The following is a 22943-nucleotide window of genomic DNA, read 5'->3' as shown; positions in this document are numbered from 1 at the left end:
TGAGCCCCATGAAACGTTTCGTTCTACTCGACACCACCCCTATTCCCGAGAACGGCGGTGCCCTGTGCCTGTTCGAGTACGGCGAGGACTTCGTCATCAAGATCCAGGGTGGGGACGGCGGACAACTGATGAACACCCGTATGCACGGCTCCGAGGATGCCTTGGCCGAAATCCCTTGTCGCAAGGTTGCAGGGCGCCCGCATTCGCGGGTGCTGATCGGTGGTCTGGGCATGGGTTTCACCCTCGCCTCGGCGCTCAAGCATTTGGGCAAGACGGCTGAAGTGGTGGTCGCCGAACTGGTACCGGGCGTGGTGGAGTGGAATCGCGGGCCATTGGGCGAGAAAGCCGGGAACCCGTTGCTTGATCCACGCACCGTCATCCGCATGGAAGACGTGGCCAAAGTACTGCAAGCCGAGCCGCAAGGTTTCGATGCGATCATGCTCGACGTCGACAACGGCCCCGAAGGCCTGACCCAGAAGGCCAACAGCTGGCTCTACTCCGCCGGCGGCCTGAGCGCCTGCGCCAAGGCCCTGCGGCCAAAAGGCGTGCTGGCGGTCTGGTCGGCCAGCGCAGACCGGCAGTTTTCCGACAAACTGAAAAAAGCCGGGTTCAAGGCCGAGGAAGTGCAGGTCTTCGCCCATGGCAACAAAGGCACCCGCCACACGATCTGGATTGCCGAGAAGCTCAAGGGCTGAGCTAAACTCTGTTCATAACCGTCATTAGTCTTTTTACAAAGGTGAACCCATGAGTTCGTCCACCCCAACCAATACGTCGAAGCTGGACCGCATCCTCGCCGACAACCAGCGCGACAAGGAAATGGGTTACCGCGACAAGGCCCTGAAGATGTACCCGCACGTGTGCGGCCGCTGCGCCCGTGAATTTTCCGGCAAGCGCCTGAGCGAGCTGACCGTGCATCACCGCGACCACAACCACGACAACAACCCGCAGGACGGTTCGAACTGGGAGCTGTTGTGCCTGTACTGCCACGATAACGAACACTCGCGCTATACCGACCAGCAGTATTTTGATGAAGGCTCGTTGAGCACGCCAAAGATCGCCAAGGCGACGCATAACCCGTTTGCGGCGCTGGCCGGATTGATGAAGAAAGACGAATAATCTTCAGCGACAGTCCCGGCCTCATCGCTGGCAAGCCAGCTCCCACAGTGATTGGGGTGGCCACCTATTCTGTATACACCTCAGGCCCTGTGGGAGCTGGCTTGCCAGCGATAGCGATCACCCGGACACCGCCAATCTCCAAACTGACCACTGCCAGCCAATCCCCGTATAATCGCGCTTTTTTCCCGAAAGGCACCCCGCTCGTGGCAGACAAACGGTACAGCTGCATTGGTTTGTATAACCCCAAGTCACCGGAGAACGTCGGTTCGGTGATGCGCGCCGCTGGCTGTTATGGCGTGGCATCGGTGTTCTATACCGGCAAGCGCTATGAGCGTGCTGCCGACTTCGTCACCGACACCAAGCGCGTCCACTACGACATCCCGCTGATCGGCATCGACGACTTGAAGAAAATCCTGCCACTGAACTGCGTTCCGGTCGCCGTGGAGCTGGTCGACGGCGCCCGCCCGTTGCCTGAGTACACACACCCGGACCGCGCGCTGTACATCTTCGGCCCGGAAGACGGCTCGCTGGATAAGGAAATTCGCGACTGGTGCGAAGACGTGGTCTACATCCCGACCACCGGCTGCATGAACCTGGCCGCCACGGTCAACGTTGTGCTGTACGACCGTATGGCCAAGGGCCTCAATACCCGCTCGGGGCCGAAATTCCGCTGAGTTGCGGCTTATCCGATGGAACCGGCTGACCGTCCCGGCAGTCAGCTGACTATCCACTACTGAACCGAAGCCTGGAGACAGATCATGAGCGAACTCAAACGCGTAGAGCGCATCGAATCCACCCCGTTCCAGACTCATACCGACCACAACGTTCAAGGTTGGGAACGCATCGGCTCCCTGGCCGGTGGCGTCGTGATGGTGGGCAAGGGTCTGCGTCGCGGCGGCATCTTCGGCTTGATTCAAGTGGCCATCGGTGGTGTCGCCCTGGCACGCGGCATCACTGGCCATAGCTCGGCGAAAAGCCTGCTGGAAAAAAGTCGTCAGGACATGAACAACGTGCGGGCGAAAATCCAGCGCGCCGGTGAAGAGTTGAGCCAGTTGAAGGCCAATGCCGAGGCGGCGACCAAAACCGCGACGGTGACGGGTAATGATTCGTTGAAATCGCCAAAGACCGGGGTTTGATCCGGATCGTGTAGTGAGTTTGAAGGCCCTTTCGCGAGCAGGCTCGCTCCCACATTTGATCCGTGTTATGCACAAACCCATGTGGGAGCGAGCCTGCTCGTGAAGGCGGTATTACTGAAGCAACCCGGTATCAAGCACTCTGGAGGAGTCGCCAATCACGCTCTCCGAGAGCTGAACAAATTCCTTGGTATCCAGACTCCCCAGCCGCATCGCCCCGCGCAGTACATCATCCAGCGAACGCTTGTTACGAGTCTTCAGGCGAATCTCGCGATCCAGCTCCTGCATCAACACCACCGCTTTGGAAATCTGCGCCGGGCTGGCCTGCTCGCCGCGCAAGGTGGTGACTTTCTGACTGTCCTTCGCCAATCGTCCCTGCAAACTCTGGTAGCGCTCATCACTCATGCCACCCGCACGTCGCACCAGTTCGATGGCGTAATACTCGGCAAAACCTTCACTGATCCAGTCGCTGCGCTGCCGGTCGTTGATCCGCCCGAACAGCTGCGCCAACTCCCGCACCAGTGCACTGCTGCCGCTTTCGCTGACCAGCGGCAAGCGGCTGTTGAGGTAGATCGACTCGTGGGCTGCGAGACTGCCGCGCCACATCGGATCATTGGCGCCGACGATCAGCAGCTTCGTGGGATGACGAGGGAACACGGCTTGCACTTGCGGCCATACAAACGTCAACAGGGTCAGCACATCCATACGCCGCATGCCCTGGCCTTGAGGCGAAGCCACGGTGACTTCGGTTTCCCCCAGGCGAGTGCGGCGGCTGCCCAGGTGACCGGCGAGCATCCAGCCGGTGGGCCGGTCGAACAAGCGGGAGACGTTGTCGATGCGGAACTTGTTCCTGCCGATTCGCGGCCAGGCGGTTTCCACGCTTTTCCAGCCGTTGGGCAACTCGAATTCAAGGCGTGACACCAATTCGATACCGTCTTGCTGGTCAAGCCTGGCGGCAGGTACCAGATCGTCACCGCGCAGTAACGACCAGGTCGGGGTCATGCGTGTATCGAAGCTGCCGCTCTTGCGGCCTTGGCTGATGCGTACACGGTAGGTCAGGCTGGCCTGGTCGGCAGCTGGATGCCAGACACCTCGGGCCTGCTTGCCCGGTGTCAGTTGCCATTGGCCGTCGGCCTTGAAATCGCTGTAATGGCTGCCATCGCCAAGGTTGAAATCCAGACTGCGGACCGCCGAGCCTTGCGCCAGCGTGAGGCGCACTTCAGCCTGGTCGCTTTGCGGCAACAGGCGTACGTGGTAATCCAGATCGACCTTTTTCGCCGCCCATACGGGCGAACTCAAGGTCAGTAGCCCAACGACCAACGCCCGCCGCCATCCCCCAGCCATACACACTCCTTGGTGCAACATTCACTCGCTGGACGATCAACCCGCCCGGAAAATCAGATGGTCTTCCCAGTCATCTTCGGGGACGCTGCCTTCGGCGAGCATGCGTCCGGACTGGGAAATGCGTTCGTGATGCACGGCATCTCGATCACCGCACACCAGGTGATGCCACAGCGGCAAGTCCTTGCCCTCGCTGACCAGACGATAACCGCAGGTCGGTGGCAGCCACTTGAATTCGTCGGCCTTGCCCGGGGTGAGCTGGATGCAATCGGGCACCGAGTCGCGACGGTTCGGGTAATCGCTGCACTGGCAAGTTTTCAGATCCAGCAGTTTGCAGGCTATTCGCGTGTAATAGACGCTGTTGTCGTCTTCATCTTCGAGTTTTTGCAGGCAGCACAGGCCACAACCGTCGCACAGCGATTCCCATTCCTCTTGATCGAGTTGATCGAGGGTTTTGCGTATCCAGAACGGTTCGACTTTGGCGGCCATGGCTCAAGCATCAACATCAGGTGGTGAAAAGGCCGCCAGTCTAGTGCCCGCGGCCGCGCGGGCCAAGCACTGGCGACTACCGGTAGATCGGGGCTTGTCAGTTTTGGCGTCGCCAAGTAGCTTTGCCAGTCGCAAGGAGCCCTACCCAAGTGCCATTAACGCTCGACCGCGTTGCATGACGGTGAACCGCCACGGCTCTCGACAGACCTCATCGCTCAGCTCAACTGCGCCCGCAGGTTCAGACGTCCCTCACTTTCAAACGTAGCAAGGAATCTCTTGATGAGTGCAAACCCACGCGTTGCCGATTACGCCATCCACCCTCAGTTCACCGATCGCTGGTCGCCCCGCGCCTTCACCGGCGAAACCATCCCGGAAGAAACACTGTTGAGCTTCTTCGAAGCCGCACGCTGGGCGCCTTCGGCGTATAACTCGCAGCCTTGGCGCTTTCTCTATGCACGTCGCGACACGCCGAACTGGGAGCGTTACCTGGGCCTGCTGAACGAGTTCAACCGCAGCTGGGCGCAACACGCCTCGGCACTGGTGATCGTGATCTCGAAGACCACCTTCGCGGTGCCTGGCGCCACCGAAGAAACCCCGGCCCTGTGGCACACCTTCGACACCGGGTCGGCCTGGGGTCACCTGGCGCTGCAAGCGAGCATCAGCGGCTGGCACACCCACGGCATGGCCGGTTTCGATCAGGAACTGACCCGCAAGGAGCTGAACATTCCAGAGGGCTACGCCCTGCACGCCGCCGTGGCGATCGGCAAACTGGGTGACAAGGCCACCCTGGCCGAGTACCTGCAAGCCCGTGAAGAGCCAAGCCCGCGTCGTCCGCTGAGCGAACTCGCTGCCGAGGGCGATTTCGCCCTCTAACCGACGCTGAAAACCAATGTGGGAGCGAGCCTGCTCGCGAAAGCAGAGTGTCAGTCACCCTAATCATCGACTGACACACCGCCTTCGCGAGCAGGCTCGCTCCCACAGGTTTTGCATAACATTCAAGCCAGCAGATCAATACCCGCGTTCGAAATCCACTTCCCCGCGCAACGCCTCACCCGCCTGATACGCCCGCAGGTTCTCGACAAACAGCTTCACCATCAAGGATGGCGACGTCGGAGCCGAGCTGTGGCCGGTCAGCAGCAGGCCCCAGGCCGTCCAGAACGGATGACGCTGCGGCAGTGGCTCCTGACGGCAGACATCGATCACCGCCCCCACCAGATGGCCTTCTTTCAAAGCGTCCACCAGGTCTGCATCGACCACTGCCACGCCACGCCCGACGTTGATGAACAATCCGGTCGGCTTGAACTGTTTGAACAGTGCTGCATTGTAGATATCGTGGGTGTTCGGCGTATTTGGCAGCAGATTGATCACGTAATCCACTTGACCAACCAAACGCGGCAAGTCGGACAATGAGCCGACTTCGACAAACGGCGCCTGTTCACGGGCCTCACTGGCGATGCCATACAGCTCGACGCCAAAGGGTACGAGGAACTGCGCCACGGTCTGCCCGATGTCACCGGTGCCGACGATCAGCACCTTGCGCCCCGCCAGGCTCTGGCCATGGCGACTGTCCCACTTGCGCTCGACCTGGCTGACCAGCCTTGCCAGCACTTCACGCTCGTGACCGAGCATGTAGGTCAGCACGTATTCGGCCATGACCTGGCCGAAAATCCCCACTGCGCGGGTCAGGCGATAGTGGCGTGGCAAACCGTCGGCCAACAGCGGCGTGATCCCCGCCCAGGTCGACTGCAGCCATTGTGGCTGGTGGCCTTGACGCAGCAGGGTCGCCAGCAGGTCGGGTTGGCCGAGCCAGACCGGACACTCGGCAGCCTGGCGAGCCAGTTCGGCGGAGTCACTGCTGGTCAGCACTTCCAGCTCCGGCGCGGCCTCGCGCAGAAGTTGGGCGTACACAGGGTGGTCGTGTTCGGCAATCAGAACGCGCATGCTTCAACCTTTCAAAAAACGCTGCAGACGGCCGCCGACGGAGCATCCCCGCGTCGTCGCGGCCATCGCCAAAATCATTCCAGTGTTTAACAAAGGCTCTGAACAGAGCCTGTCTGCCGGTTACATCGGGTCGTTGCGGCGCAACAGCTCTTCCGGCAAGTGCTCGATGTATTCCTCTTCGGCCGGCGGCATTTGCAGGTGATAGCCCTGCTTGTCGAGGTTTTCCAGGACGACGGTGATGTCCTCGCGCGACAGCTTGCGCTCGGGGGTCAATACCAGGTCGAAAGCGTGGATGGCTTTGCCGAAGGCGGCCATCAGAGGCTCCGGTACACGCTCGAGTGCATCGCTTTTGAGCACATAGAGGTACATCTCGTTTTTCTTCGAACTGCGGTAGATGGAGCAAATACGTTTCAAGGCTGTTCTCCGGCGGTGGCCAGGCTGTCGAGCAGCGCCTGGCCCATCAATTCGCGGCGCCAGCCACGCAGCGAATCAGGCAATTGGTAGGGACCATTGGGGAAGCCGCTTTTGAGCAGCGCTTCCAGGGTTTTCTTGCGCAGCATCAGTTCCGGCGCGATGTTCAGGCGCTCGGCCTCGGCCTGGCCAATGGCTTTCAACTGTTTGAGCAGGGCGGCGGCGTCTACCGGCAACGGTTCCGGTACGGCTGGCGGCCATTGATCTGGCGACACACTGCCAGAGCGCTTGATCAGATCAAGCAGAAACTCGCCGTCCTGACGCACGGTACGCGGATGCATGTCTTCGATTTTCGCCAATGCGCCGAGATTGTCCGGCTGGGTGCGCGCCAGTGGCCACAGCGAGTGTTCGCGGATGATGCGGTTGCGCGGCAGGTCACGGGCACGAGCCTCAGTCTCACGCCAGGCGCAAAGTTCACGCAGCACGGCCAGTTGGGCGCGGGACAGCTTCCAGGCCAACTTGGCGTCGCGATAGACCTCATAGGGATCGGTCTCGCGGCGCAGGTTGGCCACCAGCTCGGCGCCGTCTTCCAGGACCCATGCATATTTATCGTCGGAAAGCTTCGGACGCAGCTGTACGAAAACTTCCGCAAGGTGCACGGCGTCTTCAGCGGCGTAGCTGATCTGGGTCTCGGACAGCGGACGTTGCAGCCAATCGGAACGGGTTTCGCCCTTGGGCAGATCGATGCCGAGCACTTCCTGCACCAGCCGCGAATAGCCCATGGAAAAACCCAGGTTCAGGTAAGCGGCGGCCAGTTGCGTGTCAAACAACGTCGCCGGCAGGCTGCCGGTCAGGCGCAGCAGAACTTCGAGGTCTTCGCTGCAGGCATGCAGGACTTTGACCACGGCCGGGTTTTCCAGCAGCGCGGCCAGCGGCTGCCAGTTGTCGATGCTCAGCGGGTCAATCAGGTAGGCGCGCGTGCCATCGCCCACCTGCAGCAGGCCGGCGATCGGATAGAAGGTGTCGACCCGCATGAATTCGGTGTCGAGGGCAACGTAGGGCAACTGCTGCCACTCGGCGCAAAACCGGCCGAGGCTATCGTTGTCGCGAATCCAGTGAATATCGATGGCCACACGGCTCTCCCTTGAAGAATGGCCCGCAGTATATATCGCCCCCGACGATTTCCGCGCATCCACTGAACAAGAGCTTGAGCGAAAAAACCTTACGCACGGCTGGAAAAGCTGCCATTTGCCCGACACAAGTACATCACCGACGCGCTGAAGGCTTTCACTCTTTGGCCAACACTCCGTCGATTACCGCCCCGCGACAACCGGCAAACATATCCAGATCCTGGTTGTAAGCCTTGCTGTTGACCTCCAGCAGCCCCAGCATCGAATGAAACAGGTTGTCCTGGCTCAGGGGCTTTTCCCGGCTCAGCTGCAGGCAATGAGTGTCCACCGAAAACGACTTTTGATAGCTGTCGGAGAACCAGGCCAGCATGGCCACATGTTTCTGTTGTTCCGGCGCCAGCATGTAAGGCGTGCCATGCAGGAACAAGTTGTATTCGCCCAGGGATTCACCGTGATCCGACAGATACAGCATGGCGGTATCAACCTTGTCCTGATTGCTGCGCAAAAGATCGATCAAGGTCGACAGCACGTGGTCGGTATACACCAGCGTGTTGTCGTAGCCGTTGACGATACTTTCGCGACTGCAATTGTTCAGCGCATTACTTTCACAGACCGGGGTGAAGCGTTCGTATTCTTTCGGATAGCGTTTGAAATACTCCGGACCATGGCTGCCCATCTGGTGCAGCACCAGAACGGTATCTTTATCGAGGTTGTCGATAAAATGCTGCAGTCCTTGCAGCAGGATCTCATCGCGGCATTCACTGTTGGCGCACAGCGCCGGGTCTTTCAGGTTACTGACATCGTCGAGTGTCACCCGGTCGCAAGTGCCCTTGCAGCCCGACTGGTTATCGCGCCAAATCACCTCCAGCCCCGCCCGCTTGAGTACGTCCAGCAGACCTTCCTCATTCTTTGCCTTGCTGGCGTTGTAATCCTTGCGACCCATGTTGGAAAACATGCAGGGCACCGATACGGCGGTTTCCGTACCGCAGGAGTGCACGTCCGTAAAAGCGATGAGGCCGGCCTCTTTATCAAGTTTTGGCGTGGTATCGCGGTCGTAACCGAGGACGCCGAAGTTCTCCGCCCTCGCACTCTCGCCCACCACCAGCACGGTCAGGGATTTGCGGCCATGGGTTTGCCAGGCGGGGTTTCGCTGGGCATCCTCACCGACTTTGACAAAGGGTTGTTGCGCAGAGGCGACCTGTTCACCCACGTAATTGAATGAGGCACCGATGTAGTTGCTGGGCACCAGCATCAAACGCAGTTCATGGTGATTACGAAACAACGACGAAAGACCTTGATAGTTAATTAATGCCACACCACCGATGACGGCAACCGATGCAATACTCACCAGAGCCTTACTTAACAGCTCACGGTGCCAGCGACGGTAATTGATTGGTGTCTTCCACACTAACCACGCAGGTAAAATACCGAGCAGCACAATATACACAAGCAACTTTATCGACAGTAAATCACGCACTTCCGTGACATTGGTTTCTGCGAAGTTACGCAGCATGCCGGCATCGATCAATACGCCATATTGACTCATGAAGTACGCAACGCCGGCGCTGATCATGAACAGCAACATCAGGACCGGCTTCAGGAAAGGCCGGAATGCCATCAGGGTCAACACGATATTGAAGGCCGCCAGGATCATTGCACCGAACGCAATGCGCATGACGATACCTTTACCGTCAGCCGCGGTGATTTCAAACAGGTGTTGCCACAACACCAGGTTGAATGCGATCAATAAAAAGGCGCTGGCAATGAGTGTCACCCACTCCGGGCGCACGACTTTAATCTTCAACATGATGATCGACTGTTCCTGAAAAGAAGTGCCTTCGATAAATGTGAAAATTTCATTTACCGCGACAGCACTAACTCTAGGCAGCCGACCATCAATTTTTTGTGAAAAATAAGCCAACGATTAGTTGGGCACCTGGAAAACAAATTGAAACTTTCAGCTTATTTGAGAATGGTTCAGCTCGGGTTCAGGGTACTGGCCCGGGTAATGTAACTCCCCTTCAGGGAATGAGCCCGTTGGCTCTATTTGTAAACGGAGTATTTGATTTCCAAATACCTGTGTGGACTTTTTGATTTGCCGCCTCCGGCAGGTGCGCGCCTAATCGGATCCCTGCAAACCAGGAAATCCCACCATGAAACACAACGGTTTCGCCCTCGCTCACGCTGGCATGTTGCTTTGGGCCTTGCTGATCGCTGCCTCGTTTGCCGCTGCGGCGCAGGTCAGTCAAGCCATCGACCCGATCCTGCTGACCGGGTTGCGTCTGCTGTTTTGTGCCCTGGTGTTTTTGCCCCTGCTACTGATCAAAGGCGATAGCCCCATCACTGCCCGCGGTCTACTTGGCCATGGCGTGCTCGGTTTGTTGCTGGCGGTGTATTTCGGCTCGCTGTTCGAGGCGCTGCGCTACACCTCGGCGGTCAACACCGGAACGATGTTCACCCTGGTGCCATTGCTGACCCTGGCTTTTGAAGCGGTGCTGATGCCCGACAGCCACCTCAAGCAACGGGTGGCACCGATGCTGATTGCCGCTGCCGGGGCCGTGTTGCTGGTGATGAAAGGCACCGGTCCGGGCGAGCTGCCCTCGCCGTACGCATTGTCGGTATATGGGGTTGGTTGCCTGGCGTTGGCGCTCTATTCGCCCCTGAGCCAGCGACTCAAGGCCGGCAGCCTCAAGGGGCGCGGACCGGTGGGCATGACCTTCTGGAACATGCTGTTCGGTGCACTGTTTCTGCTGGCGTTCTGCGGTTTCAGTGGCGGATGGCGTTCGGCGTCATTGCTGGCTATGAGTGATTTTTACTGGCTGGTGTACCTGGCACTGTTCGCTACCCTGGCGACTTTCTGGCTGCTGCACCGAGCCATTGGCGTGATCGCTCCGTCCTCGGTGATTTCCTATATCTACCTGAGCACGCTGTTTATCACGATGTTTCACTGGTTCTGGTGGCGCCAGTCGCCAATGCCGCTGGAAGTAGTGGGCGCAGCGTTGGTCGGAATCGGAATGCTGGCACTGTTGCTGTCCAGCCGACGCGCGATACCCGTCACGATTCAGAGTTGATTACTGACAGGACGTTCTCCTCGCTCCTGCATTCCGCTAGGATCAATCGCACAAGATTGCGCAGGTCAGCGCAACGAGCACTTCGAGACGGAATGGATGCTGAACAGTAACGTGCTAAGAAAGCTGGATATGCAGGACCTCATGGTGTTCGTCGCCGTGTATGAGCAAAACAGCGTCACCGAGGTCTCCGAGGCGCTTTGTGTCAGCCAGTCCACCGTGAGCTACTGCCTGAAAAAACTGCGCAACAGCTTCGAAGACGAGCTGTTCATCAATACCCGCACAGGCATGCGCCCCACCTACAAGGCCGGCAGCATGTACCCCCATGTACTGAAGATCATCGAAAGTATCAACCTGTGCCACGCCGGGCCGTCAGCCTTCGATCCCACTTCACAGCCGGTCACCTTCAACATTTGTGCGCCGGAATACTTCGAGCAGTTGATCCTGCCGCGTCTACTGAAGGACTTCGCCTTCGCCGATCTGCCGGTAATGATCAATATGCACAAGCTGGAAACCGACATCCCGGCCGAGGCATTGCGTGATGGCAGCCTCGACCTGGTGATCGGATTCGGCCCGAACTTTCATCGCAGCCACGGCGACTTCAACACCAGGACACTACTCAGAGATGACCTGGTTTGCGTCTTCGACCAACGTGCCACCCCGCTGGAGACGCGCTTGAGCCTGCAAACCTTTGTCGAGCGCCGGCATGTGTTTCCGACACCCTGGATGTCCACCACCAACATGGTCGACGGCTGGCTGGCGCAGCAAGCCCGGCAACGACAGATTGTCGCGCGGGCCAATAGCTACAGTGCGGCACTGAAGATGATCACCGGCACCGATTTGATCCTCACGCTGCCGCGGCGTATCCAGCAATTGCTGGGCAATGAGGCCATCTTCGATCACCGCGAAGCGCCCAATGGACTGCCGGGGTTCACCCTCGACATGCACTGGAGCCAAAGCGTCGATCAGGACAGCGCCAACACCTGGTTGCGTGGGCAAGTCATCAAGGCCTGCGCCGCGCCACTAATGACCTGAAATTCAAGGACCGATGGCGGCCTTTGTGTACGACTCGCGATCGATGTCGAGGATTTCCACACACAACTGGACCTCGACATTTGCAGGCCACTCACACAGCTCCTTCACCACCGCCAGCAGGCTTTCGGATAGCTGCTGCTTGATCTGCGGCGAGCGTCCGCTCAACAGCGCCAGCTTCACATGCACGAACGCCCGCTCGGCCAATGCCGTGCCGACCTTGAACGTATCGACCTTCACCGCCCGACTCTTGATGTCGAATTCGGCACCGAATTGACCAGAGGCCACCAGCGTGTTGTTAAGACGCATCAACGCCACATCGGTGTTCAGTTCAGGCAAGTTGGCGGTGTATTCCAGGTGCAGGTGAGGCATGGTGTAACTCCTGTTGGTCGGTGGAAAGTTCGTACGCGTAAAACAGTGCTGCCCTGTTCATTGGGGCAGCGAGAACAGATTGCGCTCCCCCATGAACGCCTCAAGTCGTGAACGCAGCCAGCGTTCGGCAGGATCGCTGTCGACATGACTGAGCCAGACCATGGATAACTCAAGGGTCGGGGTCTTGAACGGAAACGGTTCCTTGAACAACTGCCCTGATGCCGCCATCGCCTCGGCGGTGTAATCCGGCAGGCTGGCAATCAGGTCAGTACCAGCGAGTAACGCCGGCAACGAACTGTATTGCGGCACCGACAGCACGACCTGGCGCGAACGGCCGATCTGCGCCAGCCACTCATCGGCGAAACCGCTGACATTGGCGATATGAGACACCAGCACATGCGGGCGCGAGCAATATTCATCGACGGTCAGCGGCGTATCGGAGGCATCGGCACGTAACACGGAAGGATGGATGTGCCGCAACAATTTGCGCTTGGCGTTGGCCGGCAGACCGCGCGTCTGGGTGATACCGACCGTGATATCGCCCGCCGCCAGCAAGTCGGGAATCCGCCAATAATCGACACTCTGCACCACGAACACCACCTTCGGCGCTTCCTGGCGCAACGCGCGCAGCAAGGGCGGCAACAGCGCATACTCGACATCGTCCGACATACCGATACGAAAGGTCATCGTGCTGCTGCTCGGGTCGAAATCGTGGGTCAGGCTCAATGCCACCGATAACGAATCCAGCGCCGGCGACAGGTGCCGAAAGATCTCCTCGGCCCGCGCCGTCGGCTCCATGCGGTGACCGACGCGAATGAACAACGGATCGTTGAACATCGTACGCAAGCGGTTGAGCGCCGAACTGATGGTGGGCTGACCGAGAAACAACTTCTTCGCCACCTTGGTGACATTGCGCTCAAGCATCAGCGTTTCAAACACCACCATCAGATTGATGTCGGCCTTGCGTAGTTCGTTGCGATTCATCCATTGGCCCCGCGCCCTTTAACTGCCGACAGTTTAGGGAGGTGTCGCAATCGCCGTCTATGCAACCTGAGCGAATCGCCTCAAGCATTTGCGTTTAATGCGAAAGTGCTCACTGAGAGCGCCCGACTGAAACGAAGCTGCTCTGATTGAGCAGCTTCACCACCTGAAGCCTAGATCTCCTTGACCGGGGTCTGATCGCAAGTCCCCTTGATCAAACTGATGGCATGCACGCAGTCAGACTTGTTGACGTAAGCCTCACCACTGGCAACCGTTTCATGATTCCCCGCCCGCAAACGCCACCGCCATTGGCCCTTACCATGCTGAGCGGTGCCACGGGTTTGCCTGTAAATCTCAAAATACATTATTCGCTCCTTGCGATTACTGGTTACGGCAGATCAGTGATCTGCGAAAAACAGAGTAGAGGAGGATTTTTTGAAGTGGAGTGATGGAGTGTCAGGGGATATTTCGAGGGGAAAGAATGGATCGCGGGACGTGACACGCACAATGAAAAAGCCCCGTAGCTTATACACCTACGGGGCTTTTCTATGTATGACGGAGAGATAGGTACCTCCGCTAAATGCTCTGCAGCCCTCCCGAAACACAAGCACCATAAGGGCTACAGCTTAGTTTTGGTACCAAATACTGGTCAAAATGCTGTCTCCACCTGGTATGCCAACACAGAAAAAGTGTACCTCCTATGTGTTAGTTTAACCCCAAGAAGAGATACTAAAGACTGGTTTGACGATCCTCATCAGGTTACCACGTCATTCAACAGCCGATCTCTCGAAGTGGCGGCTGTTTCGTCGATACATAGTAGTTCACACCTGTCATTACCTTATGACAGATCTGGCTAAAAAAATATTCAGCCCTGCTAAACAGCGAATCAGCCACTAAATACAAAATAGCTCATTAGGGCTTTTTACTTTATGCATCAGACATAAATATTTTCTTAATTCTGGTCCATACCCCTCTCCCTTCTCTTTCCCTCTCTAATTCTTCTTTCAATCCATTAACCTCATGAAACTTTTGGGCATAACCCTTCTTGTATTTCGCTAGCTCACCCTCAAGCTCGTTAAAACTTTGACTCAACTCGCCAGCATTGGTGGCAAGCTCATTCTTTTCTTTTTCGACCAAATCTTTTGCTACCACAAGTTCGTCCCTTTCCTTGGTAACCGTAACGACTATCGATTCTGTATCGCGGTATTTTTTGAAAAGGAGCATAGTCTCATGCTTATTCTTATCAATCAGTTCAACCCGTTCCTTTTCAAACTGCCTGACATAATCCTGATGAAATCGCGTACTCACTGGATCAGAGAGAACTTTGCAATACAATTGCCGTGAGACAATTTCAGCAATCTGCTGATAGCGCTTTTCTAGACTTCCCTCAACATCATCGGAACGAATGTACTTCTCAACCTTGATGCCGTCGGTAATCTTAACTTCGAGGATCGGTATTCCGTGATCACGAAAATCAGCAATCTTTTGTATGCTGCACGGATTTGCATAACAGACCTCAATAGCAACCTTTCCACCCCACTTCTTATAGTAAGGATTGTTGGCTGTAAATTCGCCGTACAGGTCTGGAATATAGCTATTTCCATTCCCAAATTTAAGGTGGGCTTCTTCTGCTACTAGGCGTGTGAAGGTGAAAGGAACCAGCTCGTTATTGATGACGAAATTAATCGTTTCGAGCTGCGCCAGAATGGTTATGAGGGTGGCATGAGATAGCGTCTCGCCGTCACTATCGCCAGATCGAGCAACTTGAACCTCATTGCTTTTATACCGGAAATACCCGTTCTTTACGGCAACCATTTCCCGGCGCTTGTCTTCACGCGAATGGGTACTGAAGAAGGTCAGAGCATTGAATTCGGATGGGTTTTCGCGCCTCATCTTGAGCACTTGCCAGATAAAATACAGCCTGTACCGACCGTCCTCACGATTGATGTAGCCGGTAGGACCCTTCGCACACGCCCAAATCTTCATGCCGCTCCCTTATGGTGAAAAACTCTAAAACAGAGCATATCAGCGCCTGAGAGCGTTTCAAATGGACGGCGTGCCGTCAGTAGCCGAGCGTTTCCCCGGTCTGCTTGCAGCTTCGTAACCGACCTTTAACCTGGCCAGTCAGCAGTCCGCAGCAGGTAAACGAATTGGGCGGCGCGCTGGATGTCGGCGAAGGTTTCGGTGCGAGTCAATTTCTGCCACTCAAACACCTAGCGTGACCTGAGCGCCCATATGAATTGGGGCACAAACTCTTCGAGGTGTATCTGCCACGACGCGGTATAGCGTAACCACATCGCCGTTGATATCGTTGAGAACTTCGACAGGCGATGGCTGGGGACGCATGAAGTACAACGCAGCAACGCCCGCCAAGACTTCGACGTAGCATTCGTAAGGCGAAAAAAAAGGAATGAGACGGTCGGCTAGGCGGCGTTTGCCGCCCATCCAAAGAAAAGGGAAGATGTTTATTTTTCTCACGTTTTCTCAGCGCCGAAAAATAAATCTGCCCTTATCATACGGCAGTAACTGTCAGCCAGAATAGAAACTCTAGATTGCCTTCCCCGCATGCCCACTCTGATTAATCATTCAAGAATGCTACCAGACTCCCTAGTCTAGACGTACGTGATCCTCAGCCCAATAGACGTGGCGTCAGCCTCACTCAAAAGGCAAATGAGACATATCGAAGTCAGGGTGTAGAACGTATGCCCGACCGTCTGGAGACAAAGAAACGACTCTGTTGCCATGGCCGGTGTAGTACTCCTCAACAAGCTTACGTTTCATCAGCACATCAACGGCACCATCAGCTTGAACCATCGTAAATTTGATTCTTTGGCTGAGGTCTTTCACATAGCACTGCTCATCTGAATTGTCGTAATACGCGATAGCAGCAAGGACCATACGTTGGTGCTCAGTAAGGGGCTGCTCCTTGGGAGTTTGTAGGTCAGCAATTTTGGCGTTAGCAGTGTTCAACTCTGATTCGACGGCATCTAGCTTCAGCTTGGTAGATTTCAGTTCCTTTGTGGTCGCATTCAGCGTGGCGTCTACAGCATTCAACTTCCCGATAACCTCTCTTGCTTTCGCATATGCTTTCTCCTGTTCGGCCGTCGCAACACCCACTTCGAGGCGTTTCTCTAGAAAATTCCAGACTCCAAACACCCCCAGCAATGCGGAAACGACAACCACAACCCAAAACAACCACAGCTCAACCGAAATCGTCTGATCTAGCCAATTCGCCACCCCAGTCCCAACGACCGCAAACATTGAGCTAAAAAACGTAACGTCAAAGTAGCTCTCCGCCAGCTTAGTAGCAGGAACGCCCAAGACAGGTACAAGCATTGCTGCCGCTAGCCATTTCAACAGTTTCAATCCAACCCCCTGCTTTACGTTGTCCGTCTGCATTTCTTCACCCATATCCACCCGGTGTCGCGGATGTTAACTGAGTCATTCGTCTGAAAGCCAACCAGAGCGGCGCATCCGAGGAACACAACTTTTGAGTAATTCCACAGGCTCAAACACTGCCTATTCATGCAGGCCATGATTTCACCGCGATGAAAGACGATTTGATCGATGGTTTGATTGACGATTCCTGGGTTAGAAAAAGACAAGGAGACAAATTTATTTTTTCTCACGTCCTCTCAGCGCCGAAAAATAAATCCGCCCCCATAAATCTTTTTTGAGAACAAGTTCGGCAAGCGCCGGATCGTCGACATCAGCAAAAGCGATATCGAGTTGTTCCAGGCGCAGCTACTCAAGCAAGGGTTGGCTCCAAAGACGGTAAATGACATCTTCACCGTTCTCCGAGGGGTATGGGCTGATGCCTTCAGCGACGGCATCCTGAAAGCCAACCCTCTCGACAGGATCAGCAACGTTGGATTGGATGTCGACCTAGAGCATGCCGATCCCTTCAGTCGCACCGAGATAGAGCTGATTGGCAAAGCGGATCCCGACCGCCGAGCCGATGCCCGAATAATCGAGTTCAACTGCTGGGCCGGGCTTTCCCTGTCCGAGCTGATTGGGCTCGCCGTTGAAGACGTAGATCTCGAAACCGGCCTGGTAAACGTCCGCCGGGCATTGGTCGTCGGCGAATTCAAAGTCCCCAAAGAACGCTCCACGGTTCAAGTCGTCGAGCTCATCGACCCAGCCCTTGAACTGATGCGGGAGATTGTTGCAGCTGCCAAGGACGCTCCCACCGTGGAGATCACTGTCATTCAGCGCGACAACATCACCTCTAAGAAAATGAAAGTCAGATTTCTTTTCCGCAGCTCGACCAGCGGCCTGCTGTGGAGTGGCAAGACGTTGGGCAACTGGTTTACCGCTCATCTGAAAAAAAGCTGAGGTCAGGCACCGCGGGGCGAACCAGTGTCGCCACACCTTTGCCAGCCAGATGCTGTCGCGCTACGTCCCTGTCGAATGGGTAACCAGACAACTCGGGCATGCGGATACAATGATGGTGAGAAAACATTACGGAAGATGGATACCGAAGGACACCAAGAGCATGGCGGGTATCGTTTCTAAAATGCTTGGTTTGAGGGAGGAATGAATTGGGCGCCCTTCAAATTAGGGCACCCGCCTAGCTACCTACCAGCAGCAAAGGTTTTGCCCTGGTCGTTTTAGATTTCCAGATACTTAGCCAATTGATCGAGGAAAAAGTCTTCATCAAACGGAAGGAACTGCGGCCGAGCCGGCGGCCTCTGAGTCGATTGAATCATGGCGCTCCATTCATTCGATCCGTCAGTAGACAGAATTATTCCTAACTCTGTTTTTCCCAATTTGAAATCGACGCGCCCACCCGTACCGATCATAAAGCGAGCAAAGGGTTCGACAACGACTGTTTTATTGCCGAATCGCATCGTGAGCTTGTGGGTTTTATATCTGAAATTATATCCCGGCGGGTTTTCATTTTTTATTTCTTCGGTCCGCGTAACGCTTAAGCCAGACGCCTTCAATGGGCTAACCCACCGTTCGATGTTTGTGAGCAACCCCTCTACCTGTACCGGCCACTCGTCCATCACCGCTTCAAGCTTTGCTTTACCCTCAGCGTCCTGATCCGATTTCAACTTCAACGCCGCTGCCATTTCTTCTGCTTTGCCCATGTCACATATCCTTCGTTGGGTTTTTAGTACAGGCCGTGATGGCACAATATCACTGCCTCGAAAAGACATGTAAAGCCGAAAAATGTGACCGGTTCGGCCAGACCTGAAATCACAGAATCAAAAAGAACAGCTGGATTACGGCCGGCAGGGGTCTATTGCGGGCTGGGCACGCCAAAATCTGCCCTAACGCAAAAGCCAGAAACGAAAAAGCCCCTGAAATGTTTAACCATTTCAGGGGCTTAGTCTTGTTCAATAATGGCGGAGAGATAGGGATTCGAACCCTAGGTACCGGTGAAGGTACAACGGATTTCGAATCCGTCCCATTCGGCCACTCTGGCATCTCTCCAACGGCGCGCATCATAACAACACTTTCGCCGGAAGCGAACCCCCTTTCGCGAAATATTTCTGTGCTATCAGATGCTTGCGTCGGTTAAAGCGGTACGCCCAGACGTTTGGCCACTTCTTCGTAGGCTTCGATGACATCACCGAGGCCCTGACGGAAGCGGTCCTTGTCCATTTTCTTCTTGGTGTCCTTGTCCCAGAGGCGGCAGCCGTCCGGACTGAACTCGTCGCCCAGTACGATGGAGCCGTCGCTGAACACGCCGAACTCCAGCTTGAAGTCCACCAGCAGCAGGCCAGCGTCGTCGAACAGCTTGGTCAGCACTTCGTTGACCTTGAGCGACAGTTCTTTCATGCGAACCAGTTGCTCAGCGGTGCCCCAGCCGAATGCCACGACGTGGGATTCGTTGATGAACGGGTCGCCCTTGGCGTCGTCCTTCAGGAACAGTTCGAAGGTGTAAGGGTTGAGCTTCATGCCCTCTTCGACACCCAGGCGCTTGACCAGGCTGCCGGCAGCGTAGTTACGCACGACGCACTCGACCGGGATCATGTCCAGCTTCTTCACCAGGCACTCGTTGTCGCCCAGCAGTTTGTCGAATTGAGTCGGCACGCCGGCTGCTTCGAGTTTCTGCATGATGAAGGCGTTGAACTTGTTGTTCACCATGCCTTTGCGGTCGAGCTGCTCGATACGCTTGCCGTCGAACGCCGAGGTGTCGTTGCGAAACAGCAGGATCAAGCGGTCAGCGTCGTCGGTCTTGTAAACCGACTTGGCTTTGCCGCGGTAGAGTTCTTCACGTTTTTCCATGATGGGCTCCGCTTGCTAAGTAGATGGGCTAGGCGATATGTCGCCAGTCGAGCCCTGAATCTTGATCGGCCAGTTGCAGCCAGTCCGGGTCGCACCCGAGGGTGTCGACAAAACATTGCCGGGCCAGCTGCGGCAGGTTGTTCTTGCTGCTCAGATGGGCCAGGACCAGGTGTTGCAGGCCTTGCCAGCCCAACTCGGCCACCAGGAATGCCGCCTGATGGTTGTTCAAATGTCCCAGTTCACCGCCCACCCGCTGCTTGAGAAAGTACGGGTAGTGACCGCGAGCCAGCCTGTCACGGCAATGGTTGGCCTCGATCATCAATGCATCGAGATCCCGATAGCCGTCCAGTACCCTGCTGCAATACGAGCCCAGGTCGGTCAACAGGCCGAAGCGCCGCTGACCGTCACTGAATACAAATTGCGTCGGTTCTTGCGCATCGTGGGCCACGGCAATGACGCCAATGCTCAAGTCGCCGATCTGCAGTTGCTCACCGCCCGCCAGAAAGCCCGTGGGTTCGACGGGTTTGCGCATCCCGCGCAAGGTGCCGCGACTGAGGTAGACAGGCAGATTGTAGCGCCGAGACAGCAAACCCACGCCATGCACGTGGTCGGCATGTTCGTGGGTCACGAGTATCGCGCTCAGCTGCGCAGGGTTCACACCCAGGCGCAACAGGCGTTTTTCGGTTTCCCGCAGGGAGAAACCACAATCCACCAGCACGTACGTATCAGCGCTGGCTATCAGCGTGCCGTTCCCTTGGCTACCGCTGCCGAGAACGGCAAAACGCATGTGATCAGCCCAGATTGTCCTGAATCACGGTCAACACTTTGCGCGCCACGTCAGCCGGCGCCACGGTGTTGATGTTCTTCTCGACAGTGACCTGAACGCTATCGCCCACCTTGCTCAGGCGAACCTGATAACGCTCGGCGCGGGCTTCAACTTCTTCCTTGTTCGGCGCACTGCCGAACAGGCTGCTGAAGAAGCCTGGCTTGTCGTCTTTCTTCTCGGCCTTTTCAGCCAGGTTGATGTAGTACAGGCCCAGGCTGCGGTTGATGTCTTCAACACGCCACTCGCCCTGCTCCAGTGCACGACCGACGCTCGACCAGGCACGATCCAGGTCGGAGCCGACGTTCAGGACAGGGTTGCCACTGCCATCGACGTTCAGGCTGACACGGCTCGGCGTGTCGAAGTCACGGGAGGCCAGCATGGAGACCGAACCGCCCTTCTCCGAGATGCGGCTCATGCTCGCGAGCATGTCGTCGACCAGTGCCGCGTCCAGGCCGGTATTGACCGAACGATTGGTGAAGGCCACGTCGGCGGTGCTGCCGGCAGGACGTTCGGCGGTGACCACATAGATTTCACTGGTGTTGCGCTGCACACCTGGCTCGACACGCACCCGAGCGCGGATTTCGCTATCGGTGCTGACACCTGCCGCGCTCAGGCGCTTGGCCATGGCTGCCGACAGTTCGTCGGAACGCTGCCAGGTGGTGGTGAATTCACCGGTTTGCGGGCGTTGCTCGTCCAGGCGGAAACCGTTGTCCTGGAAGAACTGCACGGCCACTGGCCAGGCTTCTGCAGGCGGGTTTTGCGCCAGGATGGAGCGCGAATCGCCGCTCTTCTGCAGGGAGTAAGCGCTGGCGTCAGCGCCGGCCGACAATGGCTGTGGCCGAGGAACGACATACTCACCCTTGGCAGTGTCATCAGCCACGTTGCGCGGGATCGGCAACAGCGGATCCAGACGCTTGGCGGTGCTGACATCCGGTGGCAGTTGCATCGGTGCAGTCTGTTGCGCTTCCAGGTAATCGCTACCACGGTCACGGAAATAACCTTCCGGGCCCCAGATCCATCCGCAACCACTGGTGCTGGAGATAATCAAGGCAAGTGCGGAAAGTCCGGCCATTCGCTTCATGCGTAGTACTTCCTCAATTAAACCAGGACGCCGGACAGGCGCATGGCCTGGCGCAGCGGTTCGTGACATTCGGCACTGAGCCAGGTGAGCGGCAGACGGATACCGTCCGGCATCAAGCCCATTTCATGCAGCGCCCATTTCACGGGGATAGGGTTGGATTCGATAAACAGGGTTTTATTGAGCGGCATCAGCTTTTCATGAATGGCACGCGCCTTCTCGGCATCGCCGTTCAGGGCCGCGATACACAGGTCGGCCATTTCGCGCGGGGCGACGTTGGCGGTGACCGAAATATTACCCTTGCCGCCCAGCAGGATCAGCTCGACTGCGGTGGCATCGTCACCGGAGATCACCAGGAAATTGCTGCTGACACCGTCGATGATGGCTTTGGCACGCTTCAGGTCGCCGGTGGCTTCCTTGATGCCGATGATGTTCTTGACGGTCGACAGGCGGATCACGGTCTCGGCCTGCATGTCGCACGCGGTGCGACCAGGCACGTTGTAGAGGATCTGCGGGATATCGACGGCTTCGGCGATGGCCTTGAAGTGCTGGTACAAGCCTTCCTGGGTCGGCTTGTTGTAGTACGGCGTGACCAGCAGGCAGGCGTCGGCGCCGGCGTTCTTCGCGTTAGTGGTCAGCTCGATGGCTTCGCGCGTCGAGTTTGCGCCGGTACCGGCGATCACCGGAATGCGACCATTGACCTGCTTCACTACGCGCCGGATCACTTCGATGTGTTCGTTCACATCGAGGGTGGCCGATTCACCTGTAGTGCCGACCGCCACGATGGCGTGGGTGCCGTTTTGCAGGTGAAAGTCCACCAGTTTGCTCAGGCTGTCCCAGTCGAGATTACCTTGTGCATCCATGGGTGTGACCAGTGCCACCATACTGCCCGCAATCATGCAACCGCTCCTGCCGGAAAAAGAGAGCCGTAATGGTACTGGCGCCAAGATGCTTGTACAAGCGAAGTACTGCGCTGCCGCCATTCCCCTTGGCGTCGCTTTTCGCTACCCTTCAGACTTTGATCGGTACTGACAAGCTCGTACGTCGGGTTTGAGCCTCCATTTTCGGCATCACAAGCCCCATTCTAGCGTTGCCACCGCCCGCTCCTGCCATACTGGAGCACGTTGCAACCTGCGCCCGGGACTTTCTGAATTCGCATCCGCAGGCTCGCCCCCGGCAAAACAAGCCGATAGAAGTACCGACCGCTCATCGCTTTAGGAATGCTGCATGTCCACCCCCACAGTTCGCGAACAATTCCTTGTCATCAGTGCCCTCGGCGCCAACCCCATGGAGCTGACTAACGTCCTGTGCCGCGCCAGCCATGAAAACCGCTGCGCCGTGGTCACCTCTCGCCTGACCCGTCACGGCGAGTGCAGTGCGCTGGTCCTCGAAGTCTCCGGCAGCTGGGACGCCCTGGCACGCCTGGAAGGCAGCCTGCCAGTACTGGCAAAACGGCACGCATTCACGGTCAACGTGGTGCGCAGCGCGGCCCTGGAGAACCGTCCCCAGGCCCTGCCGTACGTCGCTTATGTCAGTTCGGCTTACCGCTCGGACATCATCAACGAGCTGTGCCAGTTCTTCATGGACCACAACGTCGAGCTGGAAAACCTGACCTGCGACACGTATCAGGCTCCGCAAACCGGCGGCACCATGCTCAATGCCACCTTCACCGTGACCCTGCCGGCCGGCGTGCAGATCAGCTGGTTGCGCGATCAGTTCCTGGATTTCGCCGACGCGCTGAACCTGGATGCCCTGATCGAACCGTGGCGCCCACAAAACCCAATGTAA

Annotated in this window: 25 protein-coding genes, 1 tRNA gene and 1 pseudogene; 9 read left to right on the top strand and 18 right to left on the bottom strand. The window is 56.9% G+C overall.

What is annotated here, in order from left to right; translation table 11 throughout:
• Window positions 1–8 precede the first annotated feature (8 nt).
• From CKW21_RS19125 to CKW21_RS19110, 4 genes are all read left to right on the top strand, one after another.
• The gene (locus tag CKW21_RS19125) at window positions 9–695 is read left to right on the top strand and encodes a spermidine synthase (RefSeq protein ID WP_095195505.1); all 687 of its coding nucleotides are present in this window, start codon (window positions 9–11) and stop codon (window positions 693–695) included.
• Between the two features lie 49 nt (window positions 696–744).
• Window positions 745–1116: a YajD family HNH nuclease gene (locus CKW21_RS19120; protein WP_084323260.1), complete on the top strand. Its 372-nt coding sequence runs from the start codon at window positions 745–747 to the stop codon at window positions 1114–1116.
• 203 nt (window positions 1117–1319) lie between these two features.
• Window positions 1320–1790 (top strand): RNA methyltransferase, encoded by a 471-nt coding sequence (locus CKW21_RS19115; RefSeq protein WP_046816778.1) that lies wholly within the window; start codon window positions 1320–1322, stop codon window positions 1788–1790.
• Between the two features lie 84 nt (window positions 1791–1874).
• Window positions 1875–2252: a DUF2892 domain-containing protein gene (locus CKW21_RS19110; RefSeq protein ID WP_095195504.1), complete on the top strand. Its 378-nt coding sequence runs from the start codon at window positions 1875–1877 to the stop codon at window positions 2250–2252.
• A gap of 111 nt (window positions 2253–2363) precedes the next feature.
• Here the strand turns inward: CKW21_RS19110 and CKW21_RS19105 are convergent, their stop codons facing one another.
• Window positions 2364–3593 (bottom strand): hypothetical protein, encoded by a 1230-nt coding sequence (locus CKW21_RS19105; protein ID WP_095195503.1) that lies wholly within the window; start codon window positions 3591–3593, stop codon window positions 2364–2366.
• Between the two features lie 36 nt (window positions 3594–3629).
• Entirely contained in the window at window positions 3630–4079 is a 450-nt protein-coding gene (locus tag CKW21_RS19100) for a YcgN family cysteine cluster protein (RefSeq protein ID WP_095195502.1), read from the bottom strand.
• A 279-nt stretch (window positions 4080–4358) separates the two neighbouring features.
• Here CKW21_RS19100 and CKW21_RS19095 point away from each other — a divergent pair, with 279 nt between their 5' ends.
• Window positions 4359–4952: a nitroreductase family protein gene (locus CKW21_RS19095; protein WP_095195501.1), complete on the top strand. Its 594-nt coding sequence runs from the start codon at window positions 4359–4361 to the stop codon at window positions 4950–4952.
• Between the two features lie 135 nt (window positions 4953–5087).
• Here the strand turns inward: CKW21_RS19095 and CKW21_RS19090 are convergent, their stop codons facing one another.
• The 4 genes from CKW21_RS19090 to CKW21_RS19075 form a co-directional block, all read right to left on the bottom strand.
• Window positions 5088–6020: a D-2-hydroxyacid dehydrogenase gene (locus CKW21_RS19090; RefSeq protein ID WP_095195500.1), complete on the bottom strand. Its 933-nt coding sequence runs from the start codon at window positions 6018–6020 to the stop codon at window positions 5088–5090.
• Between the two features lie 120 nt (window positions 6021–6140).
• Entirely contained in the window at window positions 6141–6434 is a 294-nt protein-coding gene (locus CKW21_RS19085; protein ID WP_095195499.1) for a YcgL domain-containing protein, read from the bottom strand.
• Window positions 6431–7564: a ribonuclease D gene (gene rnd / locus CKW21_RS19080; RefSeq protein ID WP_095195498.1), complete on the bottom strand. Its 1134-nt coding sequence runs from the start codon at window positions 7562–7564 to the stop codon at window positions 6431–6433. The genes CKW21_RS19085 and rnd overlap by 4 nt, the downstream gene beginning before the upstream one ends.
• A gap of 154 nt (window positions 7565–7718) precedes the next feature.
• On the bottom strand, window positions 7719–9368 hold the full coding sequence (locus tag CKW21_RS19075; protein WP_095195497.1) for a phosphoethanolamine transferase: 1650 nt from the start codon (window positions 9366–9368) through the stop codon (window positions 7719–7721).
• A 346-nt stretch (window positions 9369–9714) separates the two neighbouring features.
• On the opposite strand from CKW21_RS19075, the gene CKW21_RS19070 reads away from it, so the two are divergent.
• Together CKW21_RS19070 and CKW21_RS19065 are read left to right on the top strand one after the other, a co-directional pair.
• On the top strand, window positions 9715–10632 hold the full coding sequence (locus CKW21_RS19070; protein ID WP_095195496.1) for a DMT family transporter: 918 nt from the start codon (window positions 9715–9717) through the stop codon (window positions 10630–10632).
• 96 nt (window positions 10633–10728) lie between these two features.
• Entirely contained in the window at window positions 10729–11664 is a 936-nt protein-coding gene (locus CKW21_RS19065; protein ID WP_095195495.1) for a LysR family transcriptional regulator, read from the top strand.
• A gap of 3 nt (window positions 11665–11667) precedes the next feature.
• Here CKW21_RS19065 and CKW21_RS19060 read toward each other — a convergent pair whose 3' ends face one another.
• From CKW21_RS19060 to CKW21_RS19035, 6 genes and pseudogenes are all read right to left on the bottom strand, one after another.
• Complete coding sequence (locus tag CKW21_RS19060; protein WP_095195494.1) at window positions 11668–12033, bottom strand: 5-carboxymethyl-2-hydroxymuconate Delta-isomerase; 366 nt, start codon at window positions 12031–12033, stop codon at window positions 11668–11670.
• Between the two features lie 57 nt (window positions 12034–12090).
• Complete coding sequence (locus CKW21_RS19055; protein WP_095195493.1) at window positions 12091–13017, bottom strand: LysR family transcriptional regulator; 927 nt, start codon at window positions 13015–13017, stop codon at window positions 12091–12093.
• A gap of 170 nt (window positions 13018–13187) precedes the next feature.
• Entirely contained in the window at window positions 13188–13379 is a 192-nt protein-coding gene (locus CKW21_RS19050; RefSeq protein ID WP_095195492.1) for a DUF1508 domain-containing protein, read from the bottom strand.
• A 562-nt stretch (window positions 13380–13941) separates the two neighbouring features.
• The gene (locus tag CKW21_RS19045; protein WP_095195491.1) at window positions 13942–15000 is read right to left on the bottom strand and encodes a hypothetical protein; all 1059 of its coding nucleotides are present in this window, start codon (window positions 14998–15000) and stop codon (window positions 13942–13944) included.
• Between the two features lie 152 nt (window positions 15001–15152).
• A pseudogene (locus CKW21_RS19040) lies at window positions 15153–15459 on the bottom strand (DNA adenine methylase); the annotation flags it as partial.
• Between the two features lie 210 nt (window positions 15460–15669).
• The gene (locus CKW21_RS19035) at window positions 15670–16425 is read right to left on the bottom strand and encodes a hypothetical protein (protein ID WP_095195490.1); all 756 of its coding nucleotides are present in this window, start codon (window positions 16423–16425) and stop codon (window positions 15670–15672) included.
• Between the two features lie 318 nt (window positions 16426–16743).
• Here CKW21_RS19035 and CKW21_RS31650 point away from each other — a divergent pair, with 318 nt between their 5' ends.
• Complete coding sequence (locus CKW21_RS31650; RefSeq protein ID WP_371917530.1) at window positions 16744–17349, top strand: tyrosine-type recombinase/integrase; 606 nt, start codon at window positions 16744–16746, stop codon at window positions 17347–17349.
• A gap of 275 nt (window positions 17350–17624) precedes the next feature.
• Here CKW21_RS31650 and CKW21_RS19025 read toward each other — a convergent pair whose 3' ends face one another.
• The 6 genes from CKW21_RS19025 to dapA form a co-directional block, all read right to left on the bottom strand.
• On the bottom strand, window positions 17625–18107 hold the full coding sequence (locus CKW21_RS19025) for a hypothetical protein (RefSeq protein ID WP_095195489.1): 483 nt from the start codon (window positions 18105–18107) through the stop codon (window positions 17625–17627).
• A gap of 256 nt (window positions 18108–18363) precedes the next feature.
• Window positions 18364–18453, bottom strand: a tRNA-Ser gene (locus CKW21_RS19020).
• An 84-nt stretch (window positions 18454–18537) separates the two neighbouring features.
• A complete protein-coding gene (purC, locus tag CKW21_RS19015) occupies window positions 18538–19251 on the bottom strand; it encodes a phosphoribosylaminoimidazolesuccinocarboxamide synthase (protein ID WP_095195488.1) in 714 nt (237 codons plus the stop codon).
• Between the two features lie 28 nt (window positions 19252–19279).
• Window positions 19280–20038, bottom strand: coding sequence for an MBL fold metallo-hydrolase (locus CKW21_RS19010; protein WP_095195487.1), 759 nt, complete (start codon window positions 20036–20038; stop codon window positions 19280–19282).
• A gap of 4 nt (window positions 20039–20042) precedes the next feature.
• Window positions 20043–21158, bottom strand: a complete 1116-nt coding sequence (bamC, locus tag CKW21_RS19005; protein ID WP_095195486.1) for an outer membrane protein assembly factor BamC — start codon at window positions 21156–21158, stop codon at window positions 20043–20045.
• A 17-nt stretch (window positions 21159–21175) separates the two neighbouring features.
• Entirely contained in the window at window positions 21176–22054 is an 879-nt protein-coding gene (dapA, locus tag CKW21_RS19000) for a 4-hydroxy-tetrahydrodipicolinate synthase (protein WP_095195485.1), read from the bottom strand.
• A gap of 328 nt (window positions 22055–22382) precedes the next feature.
• Here dapA and CKW21_RS18990 point away from each other — a divergent pair, with 328 nt between their 5' ends.
• Window positions 22383–22943, top strand: a complete 561-nt coding sequence (locus CKW21_RS18990; RefSeq protein WP_056856013.1) for a glycine cleavage system protein R — start codon at window positions 22383–22385, stop codon at window positions 22941–22943.

This window comes from Pseudomonas sp. Irchel 3A7 (genome assembly GCF_900187565.1).
In the GTDB taxonomy this organism is placed as follows: domain Bacteria; phylum Pseudomonadota; class Gammaproteobacteria; order Pseudomonadales; family Pseudomonadaceae; genus Aquipseudomonas.
This window is presented reverse-complemented; position numbering and strand designations above follow the sequence as displayed.